Origin of the sequence: Microbacterium sp. LWH12-1.2 (assembly GCF_040675825.1) — a bacterium.
Classification (GTDB): Bacteria; Actinomycetota; Actinomycetes; order Actinomycetales; family Microbacteriaceae; genus Microbacterium.
In genome coordinates this window covers 2,844,704-2,864,675 of the sequence record NZ_JBEGIJ010000001.1, presented here as the reverse complement: position 1 = coordinate 2,864,675, position 19,972 = coordinate 2,844,704, and the positions used below count along the sequence as shown (strand labels likewise).

Sequence of the window (19,972 nt, the reverse complement as noted above, 5' to 3'; positions counted from 1 at the left end):
ACAGGAGACTCTCATGACTCGTATGCGTGCGGTGGATGCCGCCGTGGCCATCCTGGTGAAGGAGGGCGCCACCGAGGCGTTCGGCCTTCCCGGGGCGGCGATCAACCCGTTCTACTCCGCGATGCGCGCCAACGGCGGCATCCGGCACACCCTGGCCCGTCACGTCGAGGGCGCAGCCCACATGGCCGACGGCTACACCCGTGCCGCCGACGGCAACATCGGCCTCTGCATCGGCACGTCCGGCCCGGCCGGCACCGACATGATCACCGGCCTCTACGCCGCGTGGGCCGATTCGCTGCCGATCCTCTGCATCACCGGCCAGGCGCCGGTGGCGAAGCTGCACAAGGAGGACTTCCAGGCGGTCGACATCGAGACCATCGCGAAGCCGCTCACGAAGATGGCGATGACCGTCCTCGAGGCGGCCCAGGTTCCCGGCGCCTTCCAGAAGGCCTTCCAGCTGATGCGCGAGGGGCGGCCGGGGCCGGTGCTCATCGACCTGCCGATCGACGTGCAGCAGACCGAGATCGAGTTCGACATCGACACGTACGAGCCGCTTCCGGTGGCCAGGCCCGCGGCATCCCGCCGTCAGGCCGAGAAGGCGATCGACATGCTCACCGCGAGCGCACACCCGCTGATCGTCGCGGGTGGCGGCATCATCAACGCCGGTGCGTCGGAGCAGCTCGTGGAGCTGGCCGAGATCCTCGGCGTCCCGGTGATCCCGACCCTGATGGGCTGGGGCACGATCCCCGACGACCACGAGCTGAACGCCGGCATGGTGGGTCTGCAGACGTCGCACCGCTACGGCAACCAGACCATGCTCGCGGCCGACTTCGTGATCGGCATCGGCAACCGGTGGGCGAACCGGCACACCGGCAGCGTCGAGAAGTACACCGAGGGCCGCACGTTCGTGCACGTCGACATCGAGCCGACGCAGATCGGCCGCGTGTTCGCTCCCGACTTCGGCATCGTCTCGGATGCCGGGTCCGCCCTCGACGCCTTCATCGAGATCGCTCGGGAGCGTCGTGCCGCTGGCACCCTGCCGGACTACTCGGCATGGGCGGCGGAGAGCCGCGCGCGCAAGGCGACGCTGCAGCGCAAGACGCACTTCGACAACGTGCCGATGAAGCCGCAGCGCGTCTACGAGGAGATGAACCGCGCCTTCGGCAAGGACGTCACCTACGTCACGACCATCGGCCTCTCGCAGATCGCCGGCGCACAGCTGCTGCACGTGTTCGGTCCTCGCCGGTGGATCAACGCCGCGCAGGCCGGGCCCCTCGGCTGGACCGGCCCTGCGGCCCTCGGCGTGGTCCGCGGCAAGCCGGGGGAGACCGTGGTCGCGCTGTCCGGCGACTACGACTTCCAGTTCATGATCGAAGAGCTCGCGGTCGGTGCGCAGCACAAGCTGCCTTACATCCACGTCGTGGTGAACAACAGTTATCTGGGGCTCATCCGCCAGTCGCAGCGCCCGTTCGACATGGATTACCACGTCTCGCTCGCCTTCGACAACGTCAACTCGCCCCACGTCGAGGGCAGCACGGCGAACGGCTACGGCGTCGACCACGTCAAGGTGGCCGAGGGCCTGGGCTGCAAGGCGATCCGTGTGGAGCGCCCCGAGGATCTGGCCGCAGCGTTCACCGAGGCCCAGTCGCTCATCGAGCGGTTCCAGGTGCCCGTCGTGGTCGAGGCGATCCTGGAGCGCGTGACCAACGTGCCGATGGGCGCCGAGATCGACAACATCAACGAGTTCGAAGATCTCGCGATCACGCCGGAGGATGCTCCGACGGCGATCCTCTCTCTCGCCAGGGTCTGACATGCGGCTGGTCATGGCTCCGGACAAGTTCAAGGGGTCGCTCACGGCTCCCGAGGTGGCCGAACGGGTCGCCTCGGGGGCTCGTCGAGCCGACTCCTCGATCGAAGTCCTCACCGTCCCCGTCGCCGATGGCGGCGAGGGAACGCTCGACGCCGTGCTCGCAGCCGGGTTCGAGCAGCGCACCGCGGTGGTGGCCGGTCCCACGGGCGAGCAGGTCGAGGCGGCGTTCGCCGTGCGCGATGATGAGGCGGTCGTCGAGATGGCGCGGGCATCAGGACTCGATCTGCTTCCCGAGGGCCGCAAAGACGCCCTCGGCGCGACGAGTCTGGGCACCGGTCAGCTCGTGCGGGCGGCGCTGGATGCCGGATGCCGGCGGATCGTGCTCGGAATCGGCGGCAGTGCGTCCACCGACGGCGGCGCCGGCCTGCTGCAAGGGCTCGGCGCGCGCTTCCTCGACGATGCGGGTCGCGAGCTTCCGCTCGGTGGTGCCGCTCTTGCGCGCCTGGCCGAGGTCGACCTGACGGGCCTCGATCCGCGCATCGCCGAGGCGGAGATCGTTCTCGCCAGCGACGTCGACAACGTGCTCGTCGGGCCGTCGGGCGCCGCAGCGGTGTTCGGCCCGCAGAAGGGCGCCTCGCCGGACGATGTCGCTGTGCTGGATGCTGCACTCGCGCATCTGGTCGCGGTGCTCGGCGCGGCCGGTGGCGCGCTTTCGGTCCCGGCCGCTGAGGCGGCGTCGCGTGCCGGTGCCGGAGCGGCGGGCGGCGTCGGTTTCGCGGCCATCGCTCTGGGCGCCGTCCGGCGAGCGGGCATCGACGTCGTCCTGGAGATGACGGGTCTGGCCGAGCGTCTGCGCGGGGCCGACGCCGTCATCACCGGCGAGGGCAGCCTCGACGAGCAGAGCCTGATGGGCAAGACTCCGATCGGGGTCGCCCGTGCCGCAGCCGCTGCCGGGGTTCCCGTGTACGCCGTGTGCGGGCGCAGCACGCTCTCCGCAGAGGTCGTCGCCGATGCCGGTTTCGCCGGGGTGCGCGCACTCTCGGAGCTGGAGCCGGATCCCGAGCGGAGCATGAAGAACGCCGGAGTGCTGCTCGAAGAGCTCGCAGAGAGTATGGTGCGGGCCATGCCGGTGCCCCGCTACGACGTCGTCCTTCGCGGCCGCGCGCTCATCGACGGCGCATTCGCGGATGCCGAGATCGGCGTGCGCGCTGGCCGCATCGCTCGGATCACTCCTGCCGGGGCCGAACTGGATGCCGACCACATCGTCGAACTCGCCGACGACGAGGTGCTGCTCCCCGGCCTCGTCGACACGCACGTGCACGTCAACGAGCCAGGCCGCACCGAGTGGGAGGGCTTCGAGTCCGCGACGCGCGCCGCCGCAGCCGGCGGCGTCACCACCATCGTCGACATGCCGCTGAACAGCATCCCGCCGACCGTGTCGGTCGCAGCCCTCGACGAGAAGCGTGCCGTCGCCGATGGCCGCGTCTTCGTCGACGTCGGATTCTGGGGCGGTGCCGTTCCGGGCAATCTCGCCGACCTGGCGCCGTTGCACGACGAAGGCGTCTTCGGTTTCAAGTGCTTCCTGCTGCCGTCGGGCGTCGACGAGTTCCCCGACCTGTCGGTGAAAGAGATGCGTCAGGCGATGGCGGTGCTCGCCGGCCTCGGATCGATGCTGATCGTGCACGCCGAAGACGCGCACATCATCGAGGAATCCGTGCAGCCGGGCAGCCGCGAGTACGCGCCGTTCCTCGCTTCGCGCCCTCGGTCCGCCGAGGACGCGGCGATCGCCGAAGTCATCCGCGGGGCCGTCGACACCGGCGTGCGGGCGCACATCCTGCACTTGTCCAACGCCGATTCACTGGGCCGCATCGCCGCTGCCCGCGCCGACGGCGTCGACCTGACCGTCGAGACGTGTCCGCACTACCTGACGCTCGCCGCCGAAGACATTCCGGCCGGAAACACCGCGTTCAAGTGCTGCCCGCCGATCCGCGAGGAGGGCAACCGCGACGAGCTGTGGCGAGGAATCGCCGACGGTGTGATCGACTTCATCGTCTCGGACCACTCGCCCTCCACGCCCGAGATGAAGTTCGCCGGCGACGGAGACTTCGCGGTCGCGTGGGGTGGCATCGCCTCACTGCAGCTGGGTCTTCCGCTGGTGTGGACGGAGGCCCGCCGACGCGGTCTCACGCTCGAGCACGTCGTCGCGCTCATGTCCGAGAAGCCGGCGGATCGCGTCGGATTGTCCGACAAGGGCCGCATCCGCGAAGGCAACGCGGCGGACTTCGCCGTCTTCGCTCCCGACGAGACGTTCACCGTGGATGCCGCGGCGCTGGCGCACCGGCATCCGATCACCCCCTACGACGGCCGCGAGCTGAGCGGTGTCGTGCGGTCGACCTACCTGGCCGGTATTCCGGTCGAGAAGGACGTTCCGCGCGGACGGCTGCTGCGTCGCGCCGGTATCGAGAATGGAGCATGCTCATGATCAATTCCTCAGAAGAACTGGAGGTCGGTCAGTCCGCCCCCGACTTCTCCCTCACCGACGCGACCGGCACGGTGCGCACCCTCGCAGAGCGGCGCGGCACGCCGGTGATCGTCTACTTCTACCCGGCCGCCTTCACCCCGGGCTGCACGACCGAAGCATGCGACTTCCGTGACAATCTCGGCTCCTTCCAGGGGGCGGGCTACGCGGTCATCGGGATCTCGCCCGACCCGGTCGCGAAGCTCGCCGAGTTCGCGGCGGCGGAGCAGCTGAGCTTCCCGCTGCTCTCCGACGAGAGCGCGGACGTCGCCAAGGCGTGGGGAGCGTGGGGGCAGAAGACCCGCAACGGGCGAACCTTCGACGGACTGATCCGCACGACGGCCGTCATCGACGCAGCGGGTGTGGTCACCTCGATCGAATACAACGTCGACCCGGCAGGGCACGTCGCCCGGCTCCGGGAGTCGCTTGCGATGCAGAGCGGAGAGTGACGGATGCTGCTCGATGAGTTCAACCGCGCGGATCGGAGCGACGCCATCGCCGTGCTCCGGCCCTGCGTCGACGTGACGCGATGGTGTCAGGAGATCGCCGATCACCGGCCGTATGCCACCGTCGACGACTTCTTGGCTGAGGCCGCTCGAGCCGCCGACCCCTTCACGGCCCAGGAGATCGAGGCGGCTCTGGCGCACCATCCGCGGATCGGTGAGCGTGCCGACGGCCAAAGCCGTGAGGCGACGATGTCGCGTTCGGAGCAGGCGGGCATCGACCCCGCGGACGGTGAGATCCAGCAGGCGCTTCAGGCGGGGAACCGGCGCTACGAAGAGCAGTTCGGTCGGGTCTTCCTGATCCGTGCTGCCGGCCGCAGTGCCGACCAGATCCTGTCGATTCTGCAGGATCGCCTGCAGAATGATGCCGTCGCCGAGGAACGCGTCGTCGCAGGTCAACTGCGCGAGATCGCGCTGCTCCGATTGAAAGGAACCGTGACCGCATGAGTGCATCGCCTTCCGTCTCGCACATCACGACGCACGTGCTCGATGCCGTGCAGGGGCTTCCCGCCTCTGGTGTGGCGGTCCAGTTGTCCGCTCTCCGTGACGGGGAGTGGCAGCTCCTCGCCGAAGCCGTGACCGATGCCGATGGCCGAGCGAAGCAGCTCGGCCCGGAGACTGTCCCCGCCGGCGCCTATCGCCTCCGGTTCGACACCGGAGCGTACTTCGCGACCCGGAGCATTCCTACCTTCTTTCCGGAGGCCCAGCTCACCTTCGTCATCGATGACGAAGCACGCCACTATCACGTGCCGTTGCTGCTGAGCCCCTTCGCCTATTCGACCTACCGAGGAAGCTGAACCATCATGACCGACACCCTGACTCGCTCGACGGAGACCGAGAACATGACCGAGACTGACCGCATCGTCCTGGGCCACAACCAATACGGCAAAGCGGAGGTCCGCGTCGTCAAGGTGACCCGCGACAGCGAACGACACGAGATCGAAGATCTGAACGTCACCTCGCAGTTGCGAGGCGACTTCCAGGCCGCGCACTTGGCGGGCGACAACGCGCACGTCGTGGCCACCGATACCCAGAAGAACACCATCTTCGCCTTCGCCCGCGATGGCATCGGCTCGCCCGAGAAGTTCCTGCTGCGCCTGTCCGACCACTTCACGGGTGAGTTCGCCTGGGTCGACGGCGGACGTTGGCTCGCCGAGAGCTACACCTGGGACCGCATCCAGGTCGACGGCGCAGACCACGATCACTCGTTCGTCCGCAACGGCCAGGTCACACGCACCGCGGTCGTCGTCGCCGAGGGACAGAGGCGGCACATCATCGCGGGGCTCAAGGGCCTCACCGTGCTGAAGACCACGCAGTCGGGCTTCGTCGGGTACCCGAAGGATCGGTACACCTCGCTGCAGGAGACGACCGACCGTATCCTCGCGACCGACGTCACGGCCCGCTGGCGGTATGCCGAGGGTGAAGGTGCACGAGACCTCGACTTCACCGCGATCTACGACGACGTCAAGCGCCTGCTCCTGGAGGAGTTCACCCGTCGCTATTCGGCAGCTCTGCAGACGACTCTGTTCGACATGGGGCGCCTCGTGCTCGAAGCGCACCCCGAGATCGCCGAGATCCGCCTGTCGATGCCGAACAAGCACCACTTCGTCGTCGATCTCTCCCCGTTCGGACTCGACAACCCGAACGAGGTCTTCTTCGCCTCGGATCGCTCCTACGGTCTGATCGAGGCGACGGTGACCCGCGAGGGACAGGCCGAGGTTCCGCAGGCGTGGGAGGCGGCGACCTCCTTCTGCTGAAACTCAGGCGTGCGTCGGTGCTTTGCGTGACCGGGCGATGATGATCACGGCGATGATGGCGAGCACCGCGCTCACGAGAGGACCGACGCCCACGAGGAGATAGGGCGACTTATCCTCGATGATGGGGTCGACTAAAGGGCGCAAGGAAATAGGCGCGAGAAACAACGGGATGAGCACCTGCAGGGCGGCGGAGATGGTCGACCAGACCAGAGCAATGCGGGATCCGCGGTGAGCGAGGACGCCGATGTAGATCGTGGCAGCGACAAGGATGACGGCGAGCGCGCCGAGTGCAAGGGGGACGTGAGCGAATGCTCCGCTCATGCCCTCTGCGCCGAGCATCGAGAAACCAGCGGTCAGCGAGGACCACGCAAGGACGGCCGGCCCGAGGGCTGAAACCCAGACGAAGACCGCAGCGCCCAGGTTGGTCGACTTTGCCGAAGGAGCGGGGTGCACAGCATTCGTCACGGCAGACTCCTTCGATCGTGAGGCCTGTCAGACGTGAACGTCTGCCGGGGACACCTCGCCCTCGTGGAAGTTCGGCTTCTTGCCCAGCATCCGCACGACCAGCAGTACCAGCCCGACGATTGCGAGGCCCAACGCCAGGCCAGCGATCGCGGAGAAGAGCGTGTCGCCGATCCAGACGATGACGGGCCCGAGAGGTTCGAGGGCGTGCTCGATGCCGTGCAGGATGTCGGCACCGAAGTGCACACCCACCTCGGCGAGGTTCACGAGCACGAGGTGGCCGCCGACCCAGAGCATCGCGACGGTCCCGAGGATGCTGATGAAGCGGAACACGGCGGGCATCGAGTTCACGATGCGGTTGCCGGTGCGGACGACGTGCGCGGTGCCGCTCTGGGCCATCCGCAAGCCGATGTCGTCGATCTTCACCAGCAGCGCCACTGCACCGTAGACGACACCGGTCATCAGCAGGGCGATGACCGAGAGCACGGCGAGGGTCATCCAGATGCCCATGTCCGCGTCGAGGCCGGCGAGCGAGATGAGCATGATCTCGGTGGAGAGGATCAGGTCGGTGCGCACGGCGCCGAGGACGAGGCGCTTCTCATCGCGGGACTCCTCCTCGCCGTGTCCGTGCTGCACTCCGAACCACTCCAGCACCTTCTCGGCGCCTTCGAAGCACAGATACGCGCCACCGATGATGAGCAGGTACGGCAGCACGAACGGCGCGAAAGCCGTCAGCAGAAGTGCGGCCGGGATGATGACGAGGAACTTGTTCGCCAGCGATCCGAGGGCGATCTTGCCGACGACCGGCAGCTCTCGTGCGGGCGTGATGCCCTGGACATATTGCGGGGTCACGGCGGCATCGTCGATGACGACGCCCGCGGCTTTCGCGGATGCCTTGAGCGCTGCGCTCAGGATGTCGTCGACGACGGCGAGCAGACCAACCGACATGTGTCCCCCTGTGTGTGGATTCGGTTAGCAACTCTATCCACGTCGGATGGCGCGGCGAACGCCGGAGCGTGCGCTCCGAAGCGGGACGCGCAAGACTGGTGACATCGCGGGACCAAAACGAAGCATCCGTGCGTTGTACCCGGTGGTGCCACGAGCCGGCGGCACCAGACTCATCAGCATCGAGGAGCAGACACCATGAGCGACACCGGAAACATCACCCGCACCCCAGGCGCTGAGACGGCGGTCCTCGCCGGCGGATGCTTCTGGGGCATGGAAGACCTGATCCGCCGCCAGCCCGGCGTGCTCGGTACGCGCGTCGGCTACACCGGCGGATCGAACGATCACGCCACCTACCGGAACCACCCGGGGCACGCCGAGGCCGTCGAGATCGTCTTCGATCCGACCAAGACGACGTACCGCGACATCCTCGCCTTCTTCTTCCAGATCCACGACCCGTCGACCCTGGACCGCCAGGGCAACGACGTCGGCTCGAGCTACCGCTCGGCGATCTTCCCGCTCTCGCCCGAGCAGGAGCAGGTCGCACGCAACACCATCGCCGACGTGGATGCGTCCGGCCTCTGGCCGGCGAAGGCCGTCACCGCGATCGAGCCGGAAGGGCCGTTCTGGGAGGCCGAGCCCGAGCACCAGGACTACCTGATCCGCTACCCGAACGGTTACACGTGCCACTTCCCGCGCGCCGGCTGGGTGCTGCCGCGGCGCGAGGCCTGACCCCGCGCATCGCCGGCGTCAGGCCTCTGCGAAGAACGCCAGCGCCGTCTCGCGGAACGCCCGTGAACCCGGAGCGTTGAAGTGGTTCCGGTCCGGGATCTCGAAGAAGCGTCCCTGCGGGGCCGCGGAGGCGAGATTCCGGGAGCCCTCGATGATGGCGTCCTTCGAGCCGGTGGCGAACAGGATCGGCTGAGGCGGAGCATCCGCCGGATCCGGGTCGATTGTCCGTGACCGCCGCATCCCCTCGGCCAGAGCGACGAGGGCCTGCAGGTCGTTGCCGGCAACCCGTTCGGTGAGGGCGATGTAGTTCTGCGTCGTGGGATCCTGCACCGGCGTGCCGTCGGCGACGAATGCCCGCACCTGGTCGAGATCGAGTCGGGCGAGGGGGATGCCGTCCGGCACACCGCCGAGCACCGCGCGCCCGATCCGCTGCGGCAGATCGCGGACCACTTCCCAGCCGACCCGCGCGCCGAGCGAGTAGCCGACGTAGAACGCGTCATCCACGAGGTACGCGTCCATCACCGCCTCGACGTCGGTCGCCAGGGTGCGGATGGCGTAGTCCGGCGGCAGGTGCGGCTTCTGGCTCAGGCCGTGTCCGCGCTGATCCAGGGCGAGCACGCGGTAACCCGCACGGGTGAGGTCACGCACCCAGCCCGTGAGCACCCAGTTGTCGCGGGCGTTGGACGCGAAGCCGTGCACGGCCACGATCACGGGGGCATCGACATCGCCCCAGGTGTACGTCGCGAGCCTGATGCCATCAGCCGTGTACACATGCTGCGGCTCCGGCATCGTCGTCAGATCGGAGAGAGGAAGGGCCACGTCATCCATCATGGCCCCATCCGGCGGGTACGGCTCAGAGGATGACGAGGAAGCCCAGCACCGCGCTTGTCACACCCAGCAGGGCCAGAACCAGTGCGGGAGTGAACGGCTCTCTGCGGCGCAGGTGCACGACGGTTGCGCCGATCATGATGATCGCGAGGCCGGCGCCGGCCATCGGCGTGAGGATCGGCGTGACGCCGGTGAGCAGAGGCAGGATCAGTCCGAGCGCTCCGACGACCTCGAGCGCCGCGATCGCCTTGACCGCACCGGCCGAGAAGTCCTCGGTCCACGCCATGCCTCGTGCGGCAAGTGTCTCCTTCGGGGTGATCAGCTTCATGGCGCCGCCGCCGAGCATCGCGAGGGCGAGCAGTCCGTTGACGATCCACAGGGCGATGAGCATGATCCTCCTAGGTTCCTTCTTGTGCGCTTGTTACGATCAGTAACAAGAATGGAGCACAGCCATGACCGATACAAAAGGCACATCGGTGTCACTGACGCACATGGATGAGAGCGCCCTCGCGGGATTCCCCGACTACGAGAGCTCGTGCTCGGTGGATGAAGACGCCGGACGCGCCATCCGCGAGGTGCTCGATCGGGTCGGAGACAAATGGTCGCTGCTGCTCATCGCGACCCTGCAGGGCGATCGGCTTCGTTTCAGTGAGCTGCTTCGGCACATCCCCGGGATCTCGCAGCGGATGCTGACGCTCACGCTTCGCCAGCTCGAACGCGACGGGCTGATCACCCGCACCGCTCACGCCGAAGTGCCGCCACGGGTCGAGTACGAATTGACCGAACTCGGCGGCACGCTGATCCTGATCGCTCGGACCATCGGCGACTGGGCCATGGAGAACCACCCGGCCATCGAGAAGTCCCGTGCGCGGTACGACGCGAGGAAGAATCGATGACGTCGACCTCGATCATCCTTCCCCGCGCCGGCAACCGCGTCGCCGGCGTCACGCTGTGGATGATGATGGTGCTGACCTTCGTGACCGGGGTCGTCGACGCCGTCGGCTTTCTCGGACTCGACCGGGTCTTCGTCGGCAACATGACCGGAAACATCGTGATCCTCGGCATGGCTGTCGCCGGCGCCGATGATCTGCCGGTGCTCGGGCCGGCGATCGCACTCGGTACGTTCACGCTCGGCGCGTTCATCGGCGGGATGCTGCTGCGCCGGCGCCGCAAGGTGTGGGGCGGCGCCGTGTCGACCTTGCTGATCGCCGGAGCCGTCGTGCTGATGCTGCTCGGAGTCGCGTACGTCGTGCCCGGCTGGGAGGACGCGCCGGCGCTCGAGCTCATCGCCTCGTCGTGCACTGCGGCGGCGATGGGCGCGCAGGCCGCGGTCGCGCGCAGCCTCGCCGTAGCGGACGTGACGACGGTGGTGGTCACCTCCACGCTGACGTCGCTCGCCAGTGAGTCACTCGTCAACGGCGGGGTGAGGGGGCTGTGGAACCGGCGCTTCGCCGCGATCGCGGTCATCTTCTCGGGCGCGCTCGTCGGTGCGCTGCTGCTGCGCTTCTTCGGGTTGGCCGTGCCGCTGCTGCTCGCCGCGTTGCTCACCGTCGTCGTCGTCGCGCTCGGCCATCGGCTGCTCTACGCGCCCTCGAAAACCGCCGTTGCCGACTGAGACGGCTCAGTCCGCCTTCTTCCCGCCGGCCTCGAGGACGTCGCCGGCTGGAAGCTCCTGATGTCCGCCGAACTGCTGGCGCATCGCGGAGAGCACCTGGTTGGCGAAGCGGTCCTCATCGCGTGATGCGAAGCGCTCGAAGAGCGACGCGGCGAGCACCGGCACGGGCACGCCGATGTCGACGGCGGCCTTGACGGTCCACCGGCCCTCGCCGGAATCGGAGACGCGGCCGGCGAGTCCGTCCAGGGTGGGGTTCGCGTGCAGCGCGGCCGCGGTGAGATCGAGCAGCCAGGAGGAGATGACCGAACCGCGTCGCCACAGTTCCGACACCTTCGCGGTGTCGATGTCGAACTGGTAGAACTCCGGCTCCTCCAGCGGCGCCACCTCGGCGGAGTGCTCCGCCTCGCGGATGCCGGCATCCGCGTTCTCCAGAATGTTGAGTCCCTCCGCGAACGCGGCCATGATGCCGTACTCGATGCCGTTGTGCACCATTTTCACGAAGTGCCCGGCGCCCGCGGGTCCGCAGTGCAGGTACCCGCGCTCTTCGGGGGCGAGCTCGCCGTCGCGGCCGGGTGTGCGGGGGATCTCTCCCGATCCGGGGGCGATCGTCTGCAGGAGCGGGTCGATCGTCGCGACGGCTGCGTCCGGACCGCCGACCATGAGGCAGTAGCCCCGTTCGAGACCGAAGACGCCGCCGCTGGTTCCGACGTCGACGTAGTCGATGCCGCGCTTCCGCAGCGCCGCCGCCCGACGGACATCGTCACGGTAGTTGGAGTTGCCGCCGTCGATGAGGATGTCACCGGGGTCGAGGAGCGCGGCGAGTTCGTCGACGACCCCGCCGGTGAATCCTGCCGGGATCATCAGCCAGATCGCGCGGGGTGCGCTCATCGAGGCGACGAGGTCGGCCAGGCTCGTGGCACCGGTCGCTCCGTCGGCGACGAGGGCCGCGACCGATTCGGGATTGACGTCGTAGGCGACGCAGTCGTGGCCATCGCGCATGATGCGCCGCGCGATGTTGGCGCCCATTCGGCCGAGGCCGACCATTCCGAGTTGCATGCCTGCTCCTTCGTCTCAGTCGGCCAGGAGGCCGTCCTCGTTGTATTCGGGTGCCGGGAGCGCTTCGAGGCGCAGCCGGCGCATGATCTCTTTGACTTCGTCCTTCGGCCCGCGGCCGAGCTGGATGACGACACCATTCTCGTCCTCTTCTAGCGGCTCCAACGTCGCGAACTGAGAGCCGAGCAGATTCTGCGGCATGAAGTGGTCGAGCCGGTTGCTCAGCCTGGTCGCGATCGCTTCGCGCGTGCCGTCCAGATGCACGAACGCCACACCGGGTCCGCTCAGCCGGTCGCGGTAGACGCGGCGCAGCGCGGAGCAGGTGATGATGGCCGGGGTGCCCGATGCGGTGTGCAGGTGGATCCAGGCGGCGATCTTGTCGAGCCAGGGCCATCGGTCCTCATCGGTGAGAGGCACACCCGACGCCATCTTGGCGACGTTCTCCGCAGGGTGAAGGTCATCGCCCTCCTCGAGGTCCCAGCCGAGGCGGCCGGCGAGCATGCCGGCGACGGTGGACTTGCCTGAGCCGGAGACGCCCATCACCACCAGCACGATCGGCGGGTCGGGCCTGACAGCGGTCTCAGATGCTGATTCGTTCGTCGTCATGATCACACCACCAGGTCGAGAAGGAGCACGCCGACCAGGCCGACGACCGAGATGAGGCACTCCAGCACCGTCCAGGTCTTGAACGTCTGGGGGAGGCTCGTGCCGAGATACTGCTTGACGAGCCAGAATCCGGCGTCGTTCACGTGCGAGAGGAACACCGATCCCGAGCCGATCGCGAGCACGAGGAGCGCGACCTCAGGGCTGGGAAGCGTCGCGGCGACCGGCGTCATCAGTCCTGCCGCCGTGATGGTGGCGATGGTGGCGGAACCGGTCGCGATCCGGACCAGCACTGCAACGAGCCAGCCGAGCAGCAGCACCGAGATGCCGCTCTCGAGGACGGCCCGGGTGATGACCTCGCCGATCCCGGTGTCGATCAGCACCTGCTTGAAAGCGCCGCCGGCTCCCACGACGAGCAGGATCGCCGCGATGGGCGGGAGGCTGCTCTCGAGCGAGTGCGCGACCGACGTGCGGTTCATCTTGCCACCGGCGCCCAGCACGAAGATTCCGAAGACGAGCGTGATGAGCAGCGCGATCGTGGGTGTTCCGATGAAGTCGATGAAGCCCTTCCACGCGTCGGTGGAGTCGGGCGCGAAGACCGCTGCGAGCGCTTTGGCCATCATCAGCACGACGGGGAGGAGGATGCTGGCGAGTGCCGCGATGAACGAGGGGCGCGGACGCCGGGTGACGTCTTCACCCTGATCTTCGGCGGTGACGAACATGTCCGGCACCGGCACCGGGGCCCACTTCGCGGCGAACCCGCTGAACAGCGGGCCGGCGACGATGATGGTCGGAATGGCGATGATCACGCCGAACGCGAGGGTGAGTCCGAGGTTCGCCCCGAGGGCGTCGATCGCGATGAGGGGACCCGGATGCGGCGGTACCAGGCCGTGCATCGCGGAGAGTCCGGCGAGAGTGGGGATCGCGATCTTCATGAGTGCGACACCGGAACGGCGGGCGACGAGGATGATCACCGGGATCAGGAGGACGAGCCCGATCTCGAAGAACATCGGCAGGCCGATAACGGCGCCGACGACACCCATCGTCCACGGAAGCGCGCGGGGGCTCGATCGCGCGACCAGGGTGTCGACGACACGATCCGCACCGCCGGAGTCGGCGAGCAGCTTGCCGAACATCGCGCCGAGGGCGATGAGGACGCCGACCCCGCCCATCGTCGAGCCGAAGCCGGTCGCGAAGCTGGTCAGAGCCTGGTCGGTCGCCATTCCCGCACCGATGCCGACGCCGAGTGCGCCGACCGTCAGGGCGAGGAACGGATTCACCTTCAGCCAGGTGATCAGCACGATGATGACGGTGAAGCCGATGAGCGCGGCCGTGATCAGCTGCGCATCTGAGCCGACGGGGACGATCGGCGCAGGATCGGCCATCGGCAGAAGTGACAAGGGAACCATAGTGTTCCTCTCCATTGAGGGATGTGCAGCGAGAGCGACTGCGCTTCTGTCAGATATTTGAAGCCACGATAGCCAAATAGTACGACTATTGCAAGGATCGGTCTAAAATAACGTGGTTATCGATCGATCAGCTGGGGAAAGATCGGTCTCGTCCCGTACCCTGGCGGCATGGGCCAGACTCCGTTGCACGACGTGATCGTAGAGCGCTGGGGTGCCGACATCGGCGCGGCGCGGCGCCCCGCAGGCAGCCGCATCGTCATGGACCAGGCCGTGCTCGAGTTCGGGGCCTCCCGGAGTGCGATCCGCGAGGCGGTGCGCGTGCTCGAATCGCTGGGCATGGTGGAGTCCCGTCAGCGCGTGGGCATCACCGTGCTCCCACCCGACTCGTGGAGTCCCTATGACTCGCGCGTGCTGCGCTGGCGCCTGGACGGGCCCGATCGCGTCGAACTGCTGCGCAGTCTCAGCGAACTGCGCGGTGCCGTCGAGCCCGTGGCTGCGCGACTCGCGGCCGAGCGCGCCACTCCGGAGCAGTGCGGAGCGCTCGCCGCGGCAGTGATCGGAATGGCTTCGACCGCGCGTGCGGCCAACGCCGACGACTACCTCCGCCATGACATCGACTTCCATACCGTGATGCTGCAGGCATCCGGCAACGTGATGCTCGCCAGCCTCGGGTCCATCGTCATCGCGGTGCTCGAAGGGCGTACGCATCACGCGCTGATGCCGTCCGTCGCCGAGGCGGCGGCACTCCAGCTGCATGCGGATGTCGCTGCTGCCGTGCAGTCCGGGGATGCGGCGGGGGCAGAGCGGGCGATGCAGGCGATCGTCGCCGAGTCGACAGAGGCCATGGTCGAGATGGCGGTCTCCTCACCGGAGAGCTGACCGGCGGGGCGGAGCGGCTCGAAGTCCCGGCCTGAACGCCGAGAACGCCGGGGGATGTGGATCCCGCCGGCGTTCCCGATCTCGCGAAGGTCAGACCCGCGTGCGCAGTTCCTCGCCGAGCGATGCGTCCACGCTCGTCCAGTACTGGAAGAAGCGCTCACGGATCTCGGGGATCGTGATCGACCGGCCCTGACCGGTGAGCGTCTCGATGAAGCGAGCGCGCTGCTCGTCATCGAAGACCACGCGGTACAGCGTTCCCGCCTGCCCGAAGTCGTCGTCGTCCAGGTGCAGAGTCGCGGCCGAGCGGATCAGCTCGCCGTCCGATTCCCAGCTGGCCTCGACTCCGGCGGCGGGGTCGGCGACCGGGCCGCCGGCCGCGCCGAACGAGTTCGGCGTGTAGACCCGGTGCTCGGGCCCGTTGAACTTGTACTGCATCTGGCCCTCGTGCATGTAGTTGCGCACTTCGGCCGCATGCGGCTGGTTGACCGGCAGCTGGTTGTAGTTCGCGCCGATGCGGTAGCGCTGCGCATCCGCGTAGGCGAAGACGCGCGCCATCAGCATCTTGTCCGGCGAGATGCCGGTGCCGGGCACCTGGTTGCCGGGGGAGAAGGCAGCCTGCTCGATCTCGGCGAAGAAGTTCTGCGGGTTGCGGTCCAGCGTGAACGTGCCGACCTTGATGCGCGGGTAGTCCTTCTTCGACCAGGTCTTGGTGAGGTCGAACGGGTTGAACCGGTACTCCTTGGCCTCCTCGTAGGGCATGACCTGCACGAAGACATCCCAGGACGGGTGCTCGCCACGATCGATCGCGTCGAACAGGTCGCGACGGTAGAAGTCGGCATCCGAGCCGGCGAGCTGCTGCGCCTCGTCGGCCCCCATGCTCTCCACGCCCTGGTGGGAGAGGAAGTGGTACTGCACCCAGAACCGCTCGCCTTCGGCGTTCACCCACTGGTAGGTGTGCGAGCCGTAGCCGTTCATGTGGCGCCAGCTGCGGGGGAGGCCCCGGTCGCCCATCAGGTAGGTGACCTGGTGCGCGGTCTCCGGCGACAGGGTCCAGAAGTCCCACTGCATGTCGGAGTTGCGCAGCCCGGAGTCGCCGAGGCGCTTCTGCGAGTGGATGAAGTCGGGGAACTTCATCGCATCGCGCAGGAAGAACGTCGGGGTGTTGTTGCCGACGATGTCGAGGTTGCCCTCCGGCGTGTAGAACCGTAGCGCGAAGCCGCGCACGTCGCGCCAGGTGTCCGGGGAGCCCTGCTCGCCGGCGACCGATGAGAAGCGCAGCAGCGTCTCGCTCACCGCTCCGGGCTGGAAGGCTGCGGCGCGGGTGTACGCCGAGACGTCCTCCGTGACGGTGAACGTTCCGAAGGCGCCGCCGCCCTTGGCGTGCGGGTTGCGCTCCGGCACCCGCTCGCGGTTGAACGAGGCGAGCTTCTCGACGAGGTAGCGGTCGTGCAGGACGGTGGGGCCGTCGGCCCCGACGGTCAGCGAGTGTGCGTCGCTGGCGACCGGGGTTCCGGTCTGGGTGGTCGTGGACGGGTCGGTCATATTCTTCTCCTTCTGCGCGCGAGCGCGACGAACAGCCATGTCAGCAGACACAGATGAACGGGGGATGCTACTGCGCGGCGTTCTGGCAACTGGGGCAGACGCCCCAGAAGGTGACTTCGGCTGTCTGGACGGTGAACCCCGCCGCAGAGGACGGGGTGAGGCACGGCGCTTCGCCGATGACGCAGTCCACATCGGCGACCGCACCGCATTCGGTGCAGACGACGTGGTGGTGGTTGTCATCGATGCGCCGCTCGTAGAGCGCTGCGGACCCTGCCGGTTCGATCCGACGGAGCAGACCCGCCGTCGTCAGGTCCGCGAGGATGTTGTGCACCGACTGGATCGACGTGGTCGGAAGCACGTCGGACACGGTGCGGTAGACCCGCTCCGCATCCGTGTGAGCCATGGAATCCAAGGCTTCCAGAACCGCGATGCGGCCCGCAGTCGCCCTCAGCCCGACGCTGCGCAACGCCGTGTCGAGATCGGTTTCCATGCCTTCACGCTACACGAGTTGTTTTGAATTGCTAAAAATACCAGGCGGGCCGCGAGTCTGCTCAGACGAACCGGACGGTCTGCTGCAGGCGGGTGCGGACGTCGAACAGCTCGTTCCCGCCGATCGCCCGTGCCCCCGGTACGCCCTGGCGCAGCACCATCGCCAGTGCGCTGCGGCGAACGACGACCACCGGCACGCCGCGGATGCTTCCCAGTGGCGTGACCGCGAGTGCGAGGTCGTCATCGGGCAGCACGATGATCGCACCGCCGAAGCGCGCCTTGGCCGCGCGCGACAAGGATCGCATGCGGGCGAGCAGCGTGGTGACCGGCGCGCGATGCCCGAGGCTGGGGCCGGTGATCTCGCCCCTGCGGAATCCGACGACGCCGCCGAAGTCCTCCGACATCACGCCATACAAGCCTGAGGGGCTCAGCACGACGTGGTCGAGCTTGTCTTCGGGATCCGTGCCGACGGCGACGTCGTGCCACACGGTGAAGCCCATGCCGAGGTCGGCGACCGTGCGTGCCGTCGTCTCTTCGGCAAGGGCGTCGGCGAGCAGGCGGCGCAGTTCGCGCGGCGCCTGCCGTACGAGTGCCGGGTCGTACGGGTCGGGAACCTCGACGCCGTGACCGGCCCATTCCCGGATGAGCAGCAGGTAGCGCTCCCGGCGCCATCCGCCCGGATGACCATACGATCGGGCTCTTGGGCGCGTATCCGTCCGAGCGGCCGGTGGGCGCCATCCGCTCCACTCGCTCTGCGCGGCGAATCCATGACCACGGTCGTACGCGGCCCGCCCCTCCGGGGTGCCGACGAGCTCCCAGGCGTACTGCACCTGAATGAACACCGCCGCATCGCCCCCGGTGTCCGGATGCGTCTGACGCATCCGGAGTCGGTATGCGCGTCGCAACTCGTCGTGGTCGACCGTGGGCGCGACGCCGAGTACCTCGTACGCCGAGGCGGAGAGCGGACTGTCGAACATCGCTCTCCCTCCGACCGCGGCATCCAGGATATCCCGGCTGCTTGTCGGGCCTGTCTCAGGAGGCGCGAGAAGGGCCGGCGGGCCTCCGGCCCGGCCGATGACCGTCAGCGATCGACGAAGGACATCTGCTGCGCGTTGTACCGGTCGCCGCTCACGCCGACCCGGGCGGCGAGGAGGTCGAGGTCGGCGACCTCGTCTGCGGAGAGCGCGACGGCGGCGGCACCGGCGTTCTCGGCGATGCGAGACGTGCGGCGGGTGCCGGGGATCGGCACGATCCAGGGCTGGCGGGCGAGCAGCCAGGCGAGGGCGATCTGCCCGGCGGTGGCCTGCTTGGCCGCGGCCAGTCCTGCGATCTGACCGACCAGCGCCTGATTGGCTGCTCTGTTCTCCTCGGAGAAGCGCGGGATCGTGCCGCGGATATCTCCGGCGGCGAAGTCGGTGTTCTGGTCGACCGTCCCGGTGAGGAATCCCTTGCCGAGCGGGCTGAACGGTACGAAGCCGATGCCGAGCTCGCCGAGGACGGGCAGGATCTCCGCCTCCGGATCGCGGGTCCACAGCGAGTACTCGCTCTGGAGAGCAGTCACCGGGTGCACGGCGTGGGCGCGGCGGATCGTGTCGGCGGATGCCTCGGAGAGCCCGAAGTGCCGCACCTTGCCCTCGGCGATGAGCTCGCCCACGGCTCCGGCGACGTCCTCGATCGGAACGGCGGGGTCGACGCGGTGCTGGTAGAAGAGGTCGATGACGTCGGTGCGCAGGCGTCGCAGCGAATCCTCGGCCACGCGACGGATCTGCTCCGGCCGGCTGTCGAGTCCGACGCTCTTGCCGTCCACGATGTCCCAGCCGAACTTCGTGGCGATGACGACCTCGTCGCGGATCGGCGCGAGCGCCTCGCCGACGAGTTCCTCGTTCACGTACGGTCCGTAGACCTCCGCCGTGTCGAAGAAGGTGACGCCGAGATCGAGTGCAGAGCGCAGCACCCCGATCATCTCCTCGCGCGTGCCGGGGTTCGGTCCGTAGCTCTGCGACATGCCCATGCAGCCGAGTCCGATGGCCGAGACCTCGAGGCCCTGTCCGAGTGTGCGCGTGTGCATGAGCGGTCCTTTCATCGTGGAGATCGTGTGATCCCGACGCTACGCCCGGTCCGTACCGACGCGGGAGGGTCCGCTGGTACCCCTCTATACGGGAACGTCGACGATGCGCTCGCCGCCGAACACCGGGAGGACCGCCCCACCGGATGCCGCGGCGAGATCCGCCGAGAGCCGGTCGAGTTCCTCGGCCGGAACCCACGCCTCGAGCACCGCGGTGGCGCCGTAGAGCGGCGAGCCGAGGGTCGATCCGTGCTGTGCGACCCACTCCCGCAGCAGGTTGTCGAATCGCCCGGCATCCGCGTGCGCGACCTCGATCGTCACCTGCGTCAGCGATTCCCGGCGCAGAAGCGACGCGCCACCGAGGGCTTCCGAGACGGCCGACGAGTAGGCGCGCACCAGTCCGCCGGCGCCGAGCTTCACGCCGCCCCAGTACCGCGTCACGACGGCGACCACGTCGGTCAGTTCGCGGCGGAGAAGCACCTCCAGCATCGGTACGCCGGCGGTACCCGACGGCTCGCCGTCGTCCGAGGAGCGTGCCTGATCTCCGCGCAACCCGGTGATCATCGCGCTGCAGTTGTGCCCGGCATCCCACGCCCGCTTGCGGATGCCGGCGATCACGGCCTCTGCCTCCGAGACCGAACGGACCGGTTCGATGCGCGCGATGAATCGGGACTTCTTGATGACGATCTCCTTCTCCACGGCGGCGGCGATCGTCGCCGGATAGGAGCTGCCGGAGGTCATCGACGCAACGATACCGGTGCG

Annotated in this window: 22 protein-coding genes; 10 read left to right on the top strand and 12 right to left on the bottom strand. The window is 68.1% G+C overall.

Going from position 1 to position 19,972, the window contains the following annotated elements; translation table 11 throughout:
- Positions 1 to 13 precede the first annotated feature (13 nt).
- Genes gcl through pucL form a run of 6 tightly spaced genes read left to right on the top strand, consistent with a single transcriptional unit; the run spans position 14 to position 6,588 of the window.
- Complete coding sequence (gene gcl, locus MRBLWH12_RS13655; RefSeq protein ID WP_363549798.1) at positions 14 to 1,810, top strand: glyoxylate carboligase; 1,797 nt, start codon at positions 14 to 16, stop codon at positions 1,808 to 1,810.
- Positions 1,773 to 4,292 (top strand): allantoinase AllB, encoded by a 2,520-nt coding sequence (gene allB, locus MRBLWH12_RS13650; RefSeq protein ID WP_363549796.1) that lies wholly within the window; start codon positions 1,773 to 1,775, stop codon positions 4,290 to 4,292. The genes gcl and allB overlap by 38 nt, the downstream gene beginning before the upstream one ends.
- Positions 4,289 to 4,777, top strand: coding sequence for a peroxiredoxin (locus MRBLWH12_RS13645; RefSeq protein WP_363549794.1), 489 nt, complete (start codon positions 4,289 to 4,291; stop codon positions 4,775 to 4,777). The genes allB and MRBLWH12_RS13645 overlap by 4 nt, the downstream gene beginning before the upstream one ends.
- Positions 4,778 to 4,780: 3 nt before the next feature.
- Positions 4,781 to 5,278, top strand: coding sequence for a 2-oxo-4-hydroxy-4-carboxy-5-ureidoimidazoline decarboxylase (uraD, locus tag MRBLWH12_RS13640; protein ID WP_363549792.1), 498 nt, complete (start codon positions 4,781 to 4,783; stop codon positions 5,276 to 5,278).
- Positions 5,275 to 5,628, top strand: coding sequence for a hydroxyisourate hydrolase (uraH, locus tag MRBLWH12_RS13635; protein ID WP_363549789.1), 354 nt, complete (start codon positions 5,275 to 5,277; stop codon positions 5,626 to 5,628). Before uraD ends, uraH begins: the two co-directional genes overlap by 4 nt.
- Before the next feature lie 45 nt (positions 5,629 to 5,673).
- On the top strand, positions 5,674 to 6,588 hold the full coding sequence (pucL, locus tag MRBLWH12_RS13630; RefSeq protein ID WP_341978282.1) for a factor-independent urate hydroxylase: 915 nt from the start codon (positions 5,674 to 5,676) through the stop codon (positions 6,586 to 6,588).
- Positions 6,589 to 6,591: 3 nt separating this feature from the next.
- Here pucL and MRBLWH12_RS13625 read toward each other — a convergent pair whose 3' ends face one another.
- On the bottom strand, positions 6,592 to 7,053 hold the full coding sequence (locus tag MRBLWH12_RS13625) for a hypothetical protein (RefSeq protein ID WP_363549787.1): 462 nt from the start codon (positions 7,051 to 7,053) through the stop codon (positions 6,592 to 6,594).
- Positions 7,054 to 7,080: 27 nt separating this feature from the next.
- A complete protein-coding gene (locus MRBLWH12_RS13620) occupies positions 7,081 to 7,998 on the bottom strand; it encodes a DUF808 domain-containing protein (protein ID WP_341976780.1) in 918 nt (305 codons plus the stop codon).
- Between the two features lie 195 nt (positions 7,999 to 8,193).
- Here MRBLWH12_RS13620 and msrA point away from each other — a divergent pair, with 195 nt between their 5' ends.
- Positions 8,194 to 8,727, top strand: coding sequence for a peptide-methionine (S)-S-oxide reductase MsrA (gene msrA / locus MRBLWH12_RS13615; protein ID WP_363549785.1), 534 nt, complete (start codon positions 8,194 to 8,196; stop codon positions 8,725 to 8,727).
- An 18-nt stretch (positions 8,728 to 8,745) separates the two neighbouring features.
- On the opposite strand, the gene MRBLWH12_RS13610 is transcribed toward msrA, so the two are convergent.
- Both MRBLWH12_RS13610 and MRBLWH12_RS13605 read right to left on the bottom strand, forming a co-directional pair.
- Entirely contained in the window at positions 8,746 to 9,555 is an 810-nt protein-coding gene (locus tag MRBLWH12_RS13610) for an alpha/beta fold hydrolase (RefSeq protein WP_341978284.1), read from the bottom strand.
- A 25-nt stretch (positions 9,556 to 9,580) separates the two neighbouring features.
- Positions 9,581 to 9,946, bottom strand: coding sequence for a DoxX family protein (locus MRBLWH12_RS13605; RefSeq protein WP_363549779.1), 366 nt, complete (start codon positions 9,944 to 9,946; stop codon positions 9,581 to 9,583).
- Between the two features lie 61 nt (positions 9,947 to 10,007).
- On the opposite strand from MRBLWH12_RS13605, the gene MRBLWH12_RS13600 reads away from it, so the two are divergent.
- Positions 10,008 to 10,451, top strand: a complete 444-nt coding sequence (locus MRBLWH12_RS13600) for a winged helix-turn-helix transcriptional regulator (RefSeq protein ID WP_363549777.1) — start codon at positions 10,008 to 10,010, stop codon at positions 10,449 to 10,451.
- Positions 10,448 to 11,170, top strand: a complete 723-nt coding sequence (locus MRBLWH12_RS13595; protein ID WP_363549774.1) for a YoaK family protein — start codon at positions 10,448 to 10,450, stop codon at positions 11,168 to 11,170. Before MRBLWH12_RS13600 ends, MRBLWH12_RS13595 begins: the two co-directional genes overlap by 4 nt.
- 6 nt (positions 11,171 to 11,176) lie before the next feature.
- Here MRBLWH12_RS13595 and gnd read toward each other — a convergent pair whose 3' ends face one another.
- The 3 genes from gnd to MRBLWH12_RS13580 are packed head-to-tail and all read right to left on the bottom strand — an operon-like array spanning position 11,177 to position 14,235.
- Positions 11,177 to 12,226 carry a phosphogluconate dehydrogenase (NAD(+)-dependent, decarboxylating) gene (gene gnd / locus MRBLWH12_RS13590; RefSeq protein WP_363549772.1) on the bottom strand — a complete coding sequence of 350 codons (1,050 nt, stop codon included), beginning with the start codon at positions 12,224 to 12,226 and terminating at the stop codon, positions 11,177 to 11,179.
- Between the two features lie 15 nt (positions 12,227 to 12,241).
- The gene (locus MRBLWH12_RS13585; protein WP_341976785.1) at positions 12,242 to 12,829 is read right to left on the bottom strand and encodes a gluconokinase; all 588 of its coding nucleotides are present in this window, start codon (positions 12,827 to 12,829) and stop codon (positions 12,242 to 12,244) included.
- 2 nt (positions 12,830 to 12,831) lie between these two features.
- Positions 12,832 to 14,235 (bottom strand): GntP family permease, encoded by a 1,404-nt coding sequence (locus MRBLWH12_RS13580; RefSeq protein WP_414684995.1) that lies wholly within the window; start codon positions 14,233 to 14,235, stop codon positions 12,832 to 12,834.
- A 168-nt stretch (positions 14,236 to 14,403) separates the two neighbouring features.
- Here MRBLWH12_RS13580 and MRBLWH12_RS13575 point away from each other — a divergent pair, with 168 nt between their 5' ends.
- Positions 14,404 to 15,114, top strand: coding sequence for a FadR/GntR family transcriptional regulator (locus tag MRBLWH12_RS13575; protein ID WP_363549769.1), 711 nt, complete (start codon positions 14,404 to 14,406; stop codon positions 15,112 to 15,114).
- Between the two features lie 90 nt (positions 15,115 to 15,204).
- On the opposite strand, the gene MRBLWH12_RS13570 is transcribed toward MRBLWH12_RS13575, so the two are convergent.
- From MRBLWH12_RS13570 to MRBLWH12_RS13550, 5 genes are all read right to left on the bottom strand, one after another.
- Positions 15,205 to 16,656 (bottom strand): catalase, encoded by a 1,452-nt coding sequence (locus MRBLWH12_RS13570; protein WP_341976788.1) that lies wholly within the window; start codon positions 16,654 to 16,656, stop codon positions 15,205 to 15,207.
- Between the two features lie 67 nt (positions 16,657 to 16,723).
- The gene (locus tag MRBLWH12_RS13565; protein ID WP_341976789.1) at positions 16,724 to 17,146 is read right to left on the bottom strand and encodes a Fur family transcriptional regulator; all 423 of its coding nucleotides are present in this window, start codon (positions 17,144 to 17,146) and stop codon (positions 16,724 to 16,726) included.
- 61 nt (positions 17,147 to 17,207) lie between these two features.
- The gene (locus tag MRBLWH12_RS13560) at positions 17,208 to 18,122 is read right to left on the bottom strand and encodes a DnaJ domain-containing protein (protein ID WP_363549767.1); all 915 of its coding nucleotides are present in this window, start codon (positions 18,120 to 18,122) and stop codon (positions 17,208 to 17,210) included.
- 104 nt (positions 18,123 to 18,226) lie between these two features.
- Positions 18,227 to 19,213, bottom strand: coding sequence for an aldo/keto reductase (locus tag MRBLWH12_RS13555; protein WP_363549765.1), 987 nt, complete (start codon positions 19,211 to 19,213; stop codon positions 18,227 to 18,229).
- Between the two features lie 84 nt (positions 19,214 to 19,297).
- Positions 19,298 to 19,951 carry an IMPACT family protein gene (locus MRBLWH12_RS13550; RefSeq protein WP_363549762.1) on the bottom strand — a complete coding sequence of 218 codons (654 nt, stop codon included), beginning with the start codon at positions 19,949 to 19,951 and terminating at the stop codon, positions 19,298 to 19,300.
- Positions 19,952 to 19,972: the final 21 nt, after the last annotated feature.

Excerpts from the sequence above, each read along its gene's own strand:
- MRBLWH12_RS13575 (WP_363549769.1), top strand. The coding sequence starts at position 14,404 with ATGGGCCAGACTCCGTTGCACGACGTGATCGTAGAGCGCTGGGGTGCC.
- gnd (WP_363549772.1), bottom strand. The coding sequence starts at position 12,226 with ATGCAACTCGGAATGGTCGGCCTCGGCCGAATGGGCGCCAACATCGCG.
- MRBLWH12_RS13585 (WP_341976785.1), bottom strand. The coding sequence starts at position 12,829 with ATGACGACGAACGAATCAGCATCTGAGACCGCTGTCAGGCCCGACCCG.
- MRBLWH12_RS13550 (WP_363549762.1), bottom strand. The coding sequence starts at position 19,951 with ATGACCTCCGGCAGCTCCTATCCGGCGACGATCGCCGCCGCCGTGGAG.
- MRBLWH12_RS13610 (WP_341978284.1), bottom strand. The coding sequence starts at position 9,555 with ATGGATGACGTGGCCCTTCCTCTCTCCGATCTGACGACGATGCCGGAG.
- MRBLWH12_RS13645 (WP_363549794.1), top strand. The coding sequence starts at position 4,289 with ATGATCAATTCCTCAGAAGAACTGGAGGTCGGTCAGTCCGCCCCCGAC.
- allB (WP_363549796.1), top strand. The coding sequence starts at position 1,773 with ATGCTCCGACGGCGATCCTCTCTCTCGCCAGGGTCTGACATGCGGCTG.
- msrA (WP_363549785.1), top strand. The coding sequence starts at position 8,194 with ATGAGCGACACCGGAAACATCACCCGCACCCCAGGCGCTGAGACGGCG.
- MRBLWH12_RS13620 (WP_341976780.1), bottom strand. The coding sequence starts at position 7,998 with ATGTCGGTTGGTCTGCTCGCCGTCGTCGACGACATCCTGAGCGCAGCG.
- MRBLWH12_RS13595 (WP_363549774.1), top strand. The coding sequence starts at position 10,448 with ATGACGTCGACCTCGATCATCCTTCCCCGCGCCGGCAACCGCGTCGCC.
- gcl (WP_363549798.1), top strand. The coding sequence starts at position 14 with ATGACTCGTATGCGTGCGGTGGATGCCGCCGTGGCCATCCTGGTGAAG.
- MRBLWH12_RS13570 (WP_341976788.1), bottom strand. The coding sequence starts at position 16,656 with ATGACCGACCCGTCCACGACCACCCAGACCGGAACCCCGGTCGCCAGC.
- uraH (WP_363549789.1), top strand. The coding sequence starts at position 5,275 with ATGAGTGCATCGCCTTCCGTCTCGCACATCACGACGCACGTGCTCGAT.
- MRBLWH12_RS13565 (WP_341976789.1), bottom strand. The coding sequence starts at position 17,146 with ATGGAAACCGATCTCGACACGGCGTTGCGCAGCGTCGGGCTGAGGGCG.
- MRBLWH12_RS13555 (WP_363549765.1), bottom strand. The coding sequence starts at position 19,213 with ATGCACACGCGCACACTCGGACAGGGCCTCGAGGTCTCGGCCATCGGA.
- MRBLWH12_RS13560 (WP_363549767.1), bottom strand. The coding sequence starts at position 18,122 with ATGTTCGACAGTCCGCTCTCCGCCTCGGCGTACGAGGTACTCGGCGTC.
- MRBLWH12_RS13580 (WP_414684995.1), bottom strand. The coding sequence starts at position 14,235 with ATGGTTCCCTTGTCACTTCTGCCGATGGCCGATCCTGCGCCGATCGTC.
- pucL (WP_341978282.1), top strand. The coding sequence starts at position 5,674 with ATGACCGAGACTGACCGCATCGTCCTGGGCCACAACCAATACGGCAAA.
- MRBLWH12_RS13605 (WP_363549779.1), bottom strand. The coding sequence starts at position 9,946 with ATGCTCATCGCCCTGTGGATCGTCAACGGACTGCTCGCCCTCGCGATG.
- uraD (WP_363549792.1), top strand. The coding sequence starts at position 4,781 with ATGCTGCTCGATGAGTTCAACCGCGCGGATCGGAGCGACGCCATCGCC.
- MRBLWH12_RS13600 (WP_363549777.1), top strand. The coding sequence starts at position 10,008 with ATGACCGATACAAAAGGCACATCGGTGTCACTGACGCACATGGATGAG.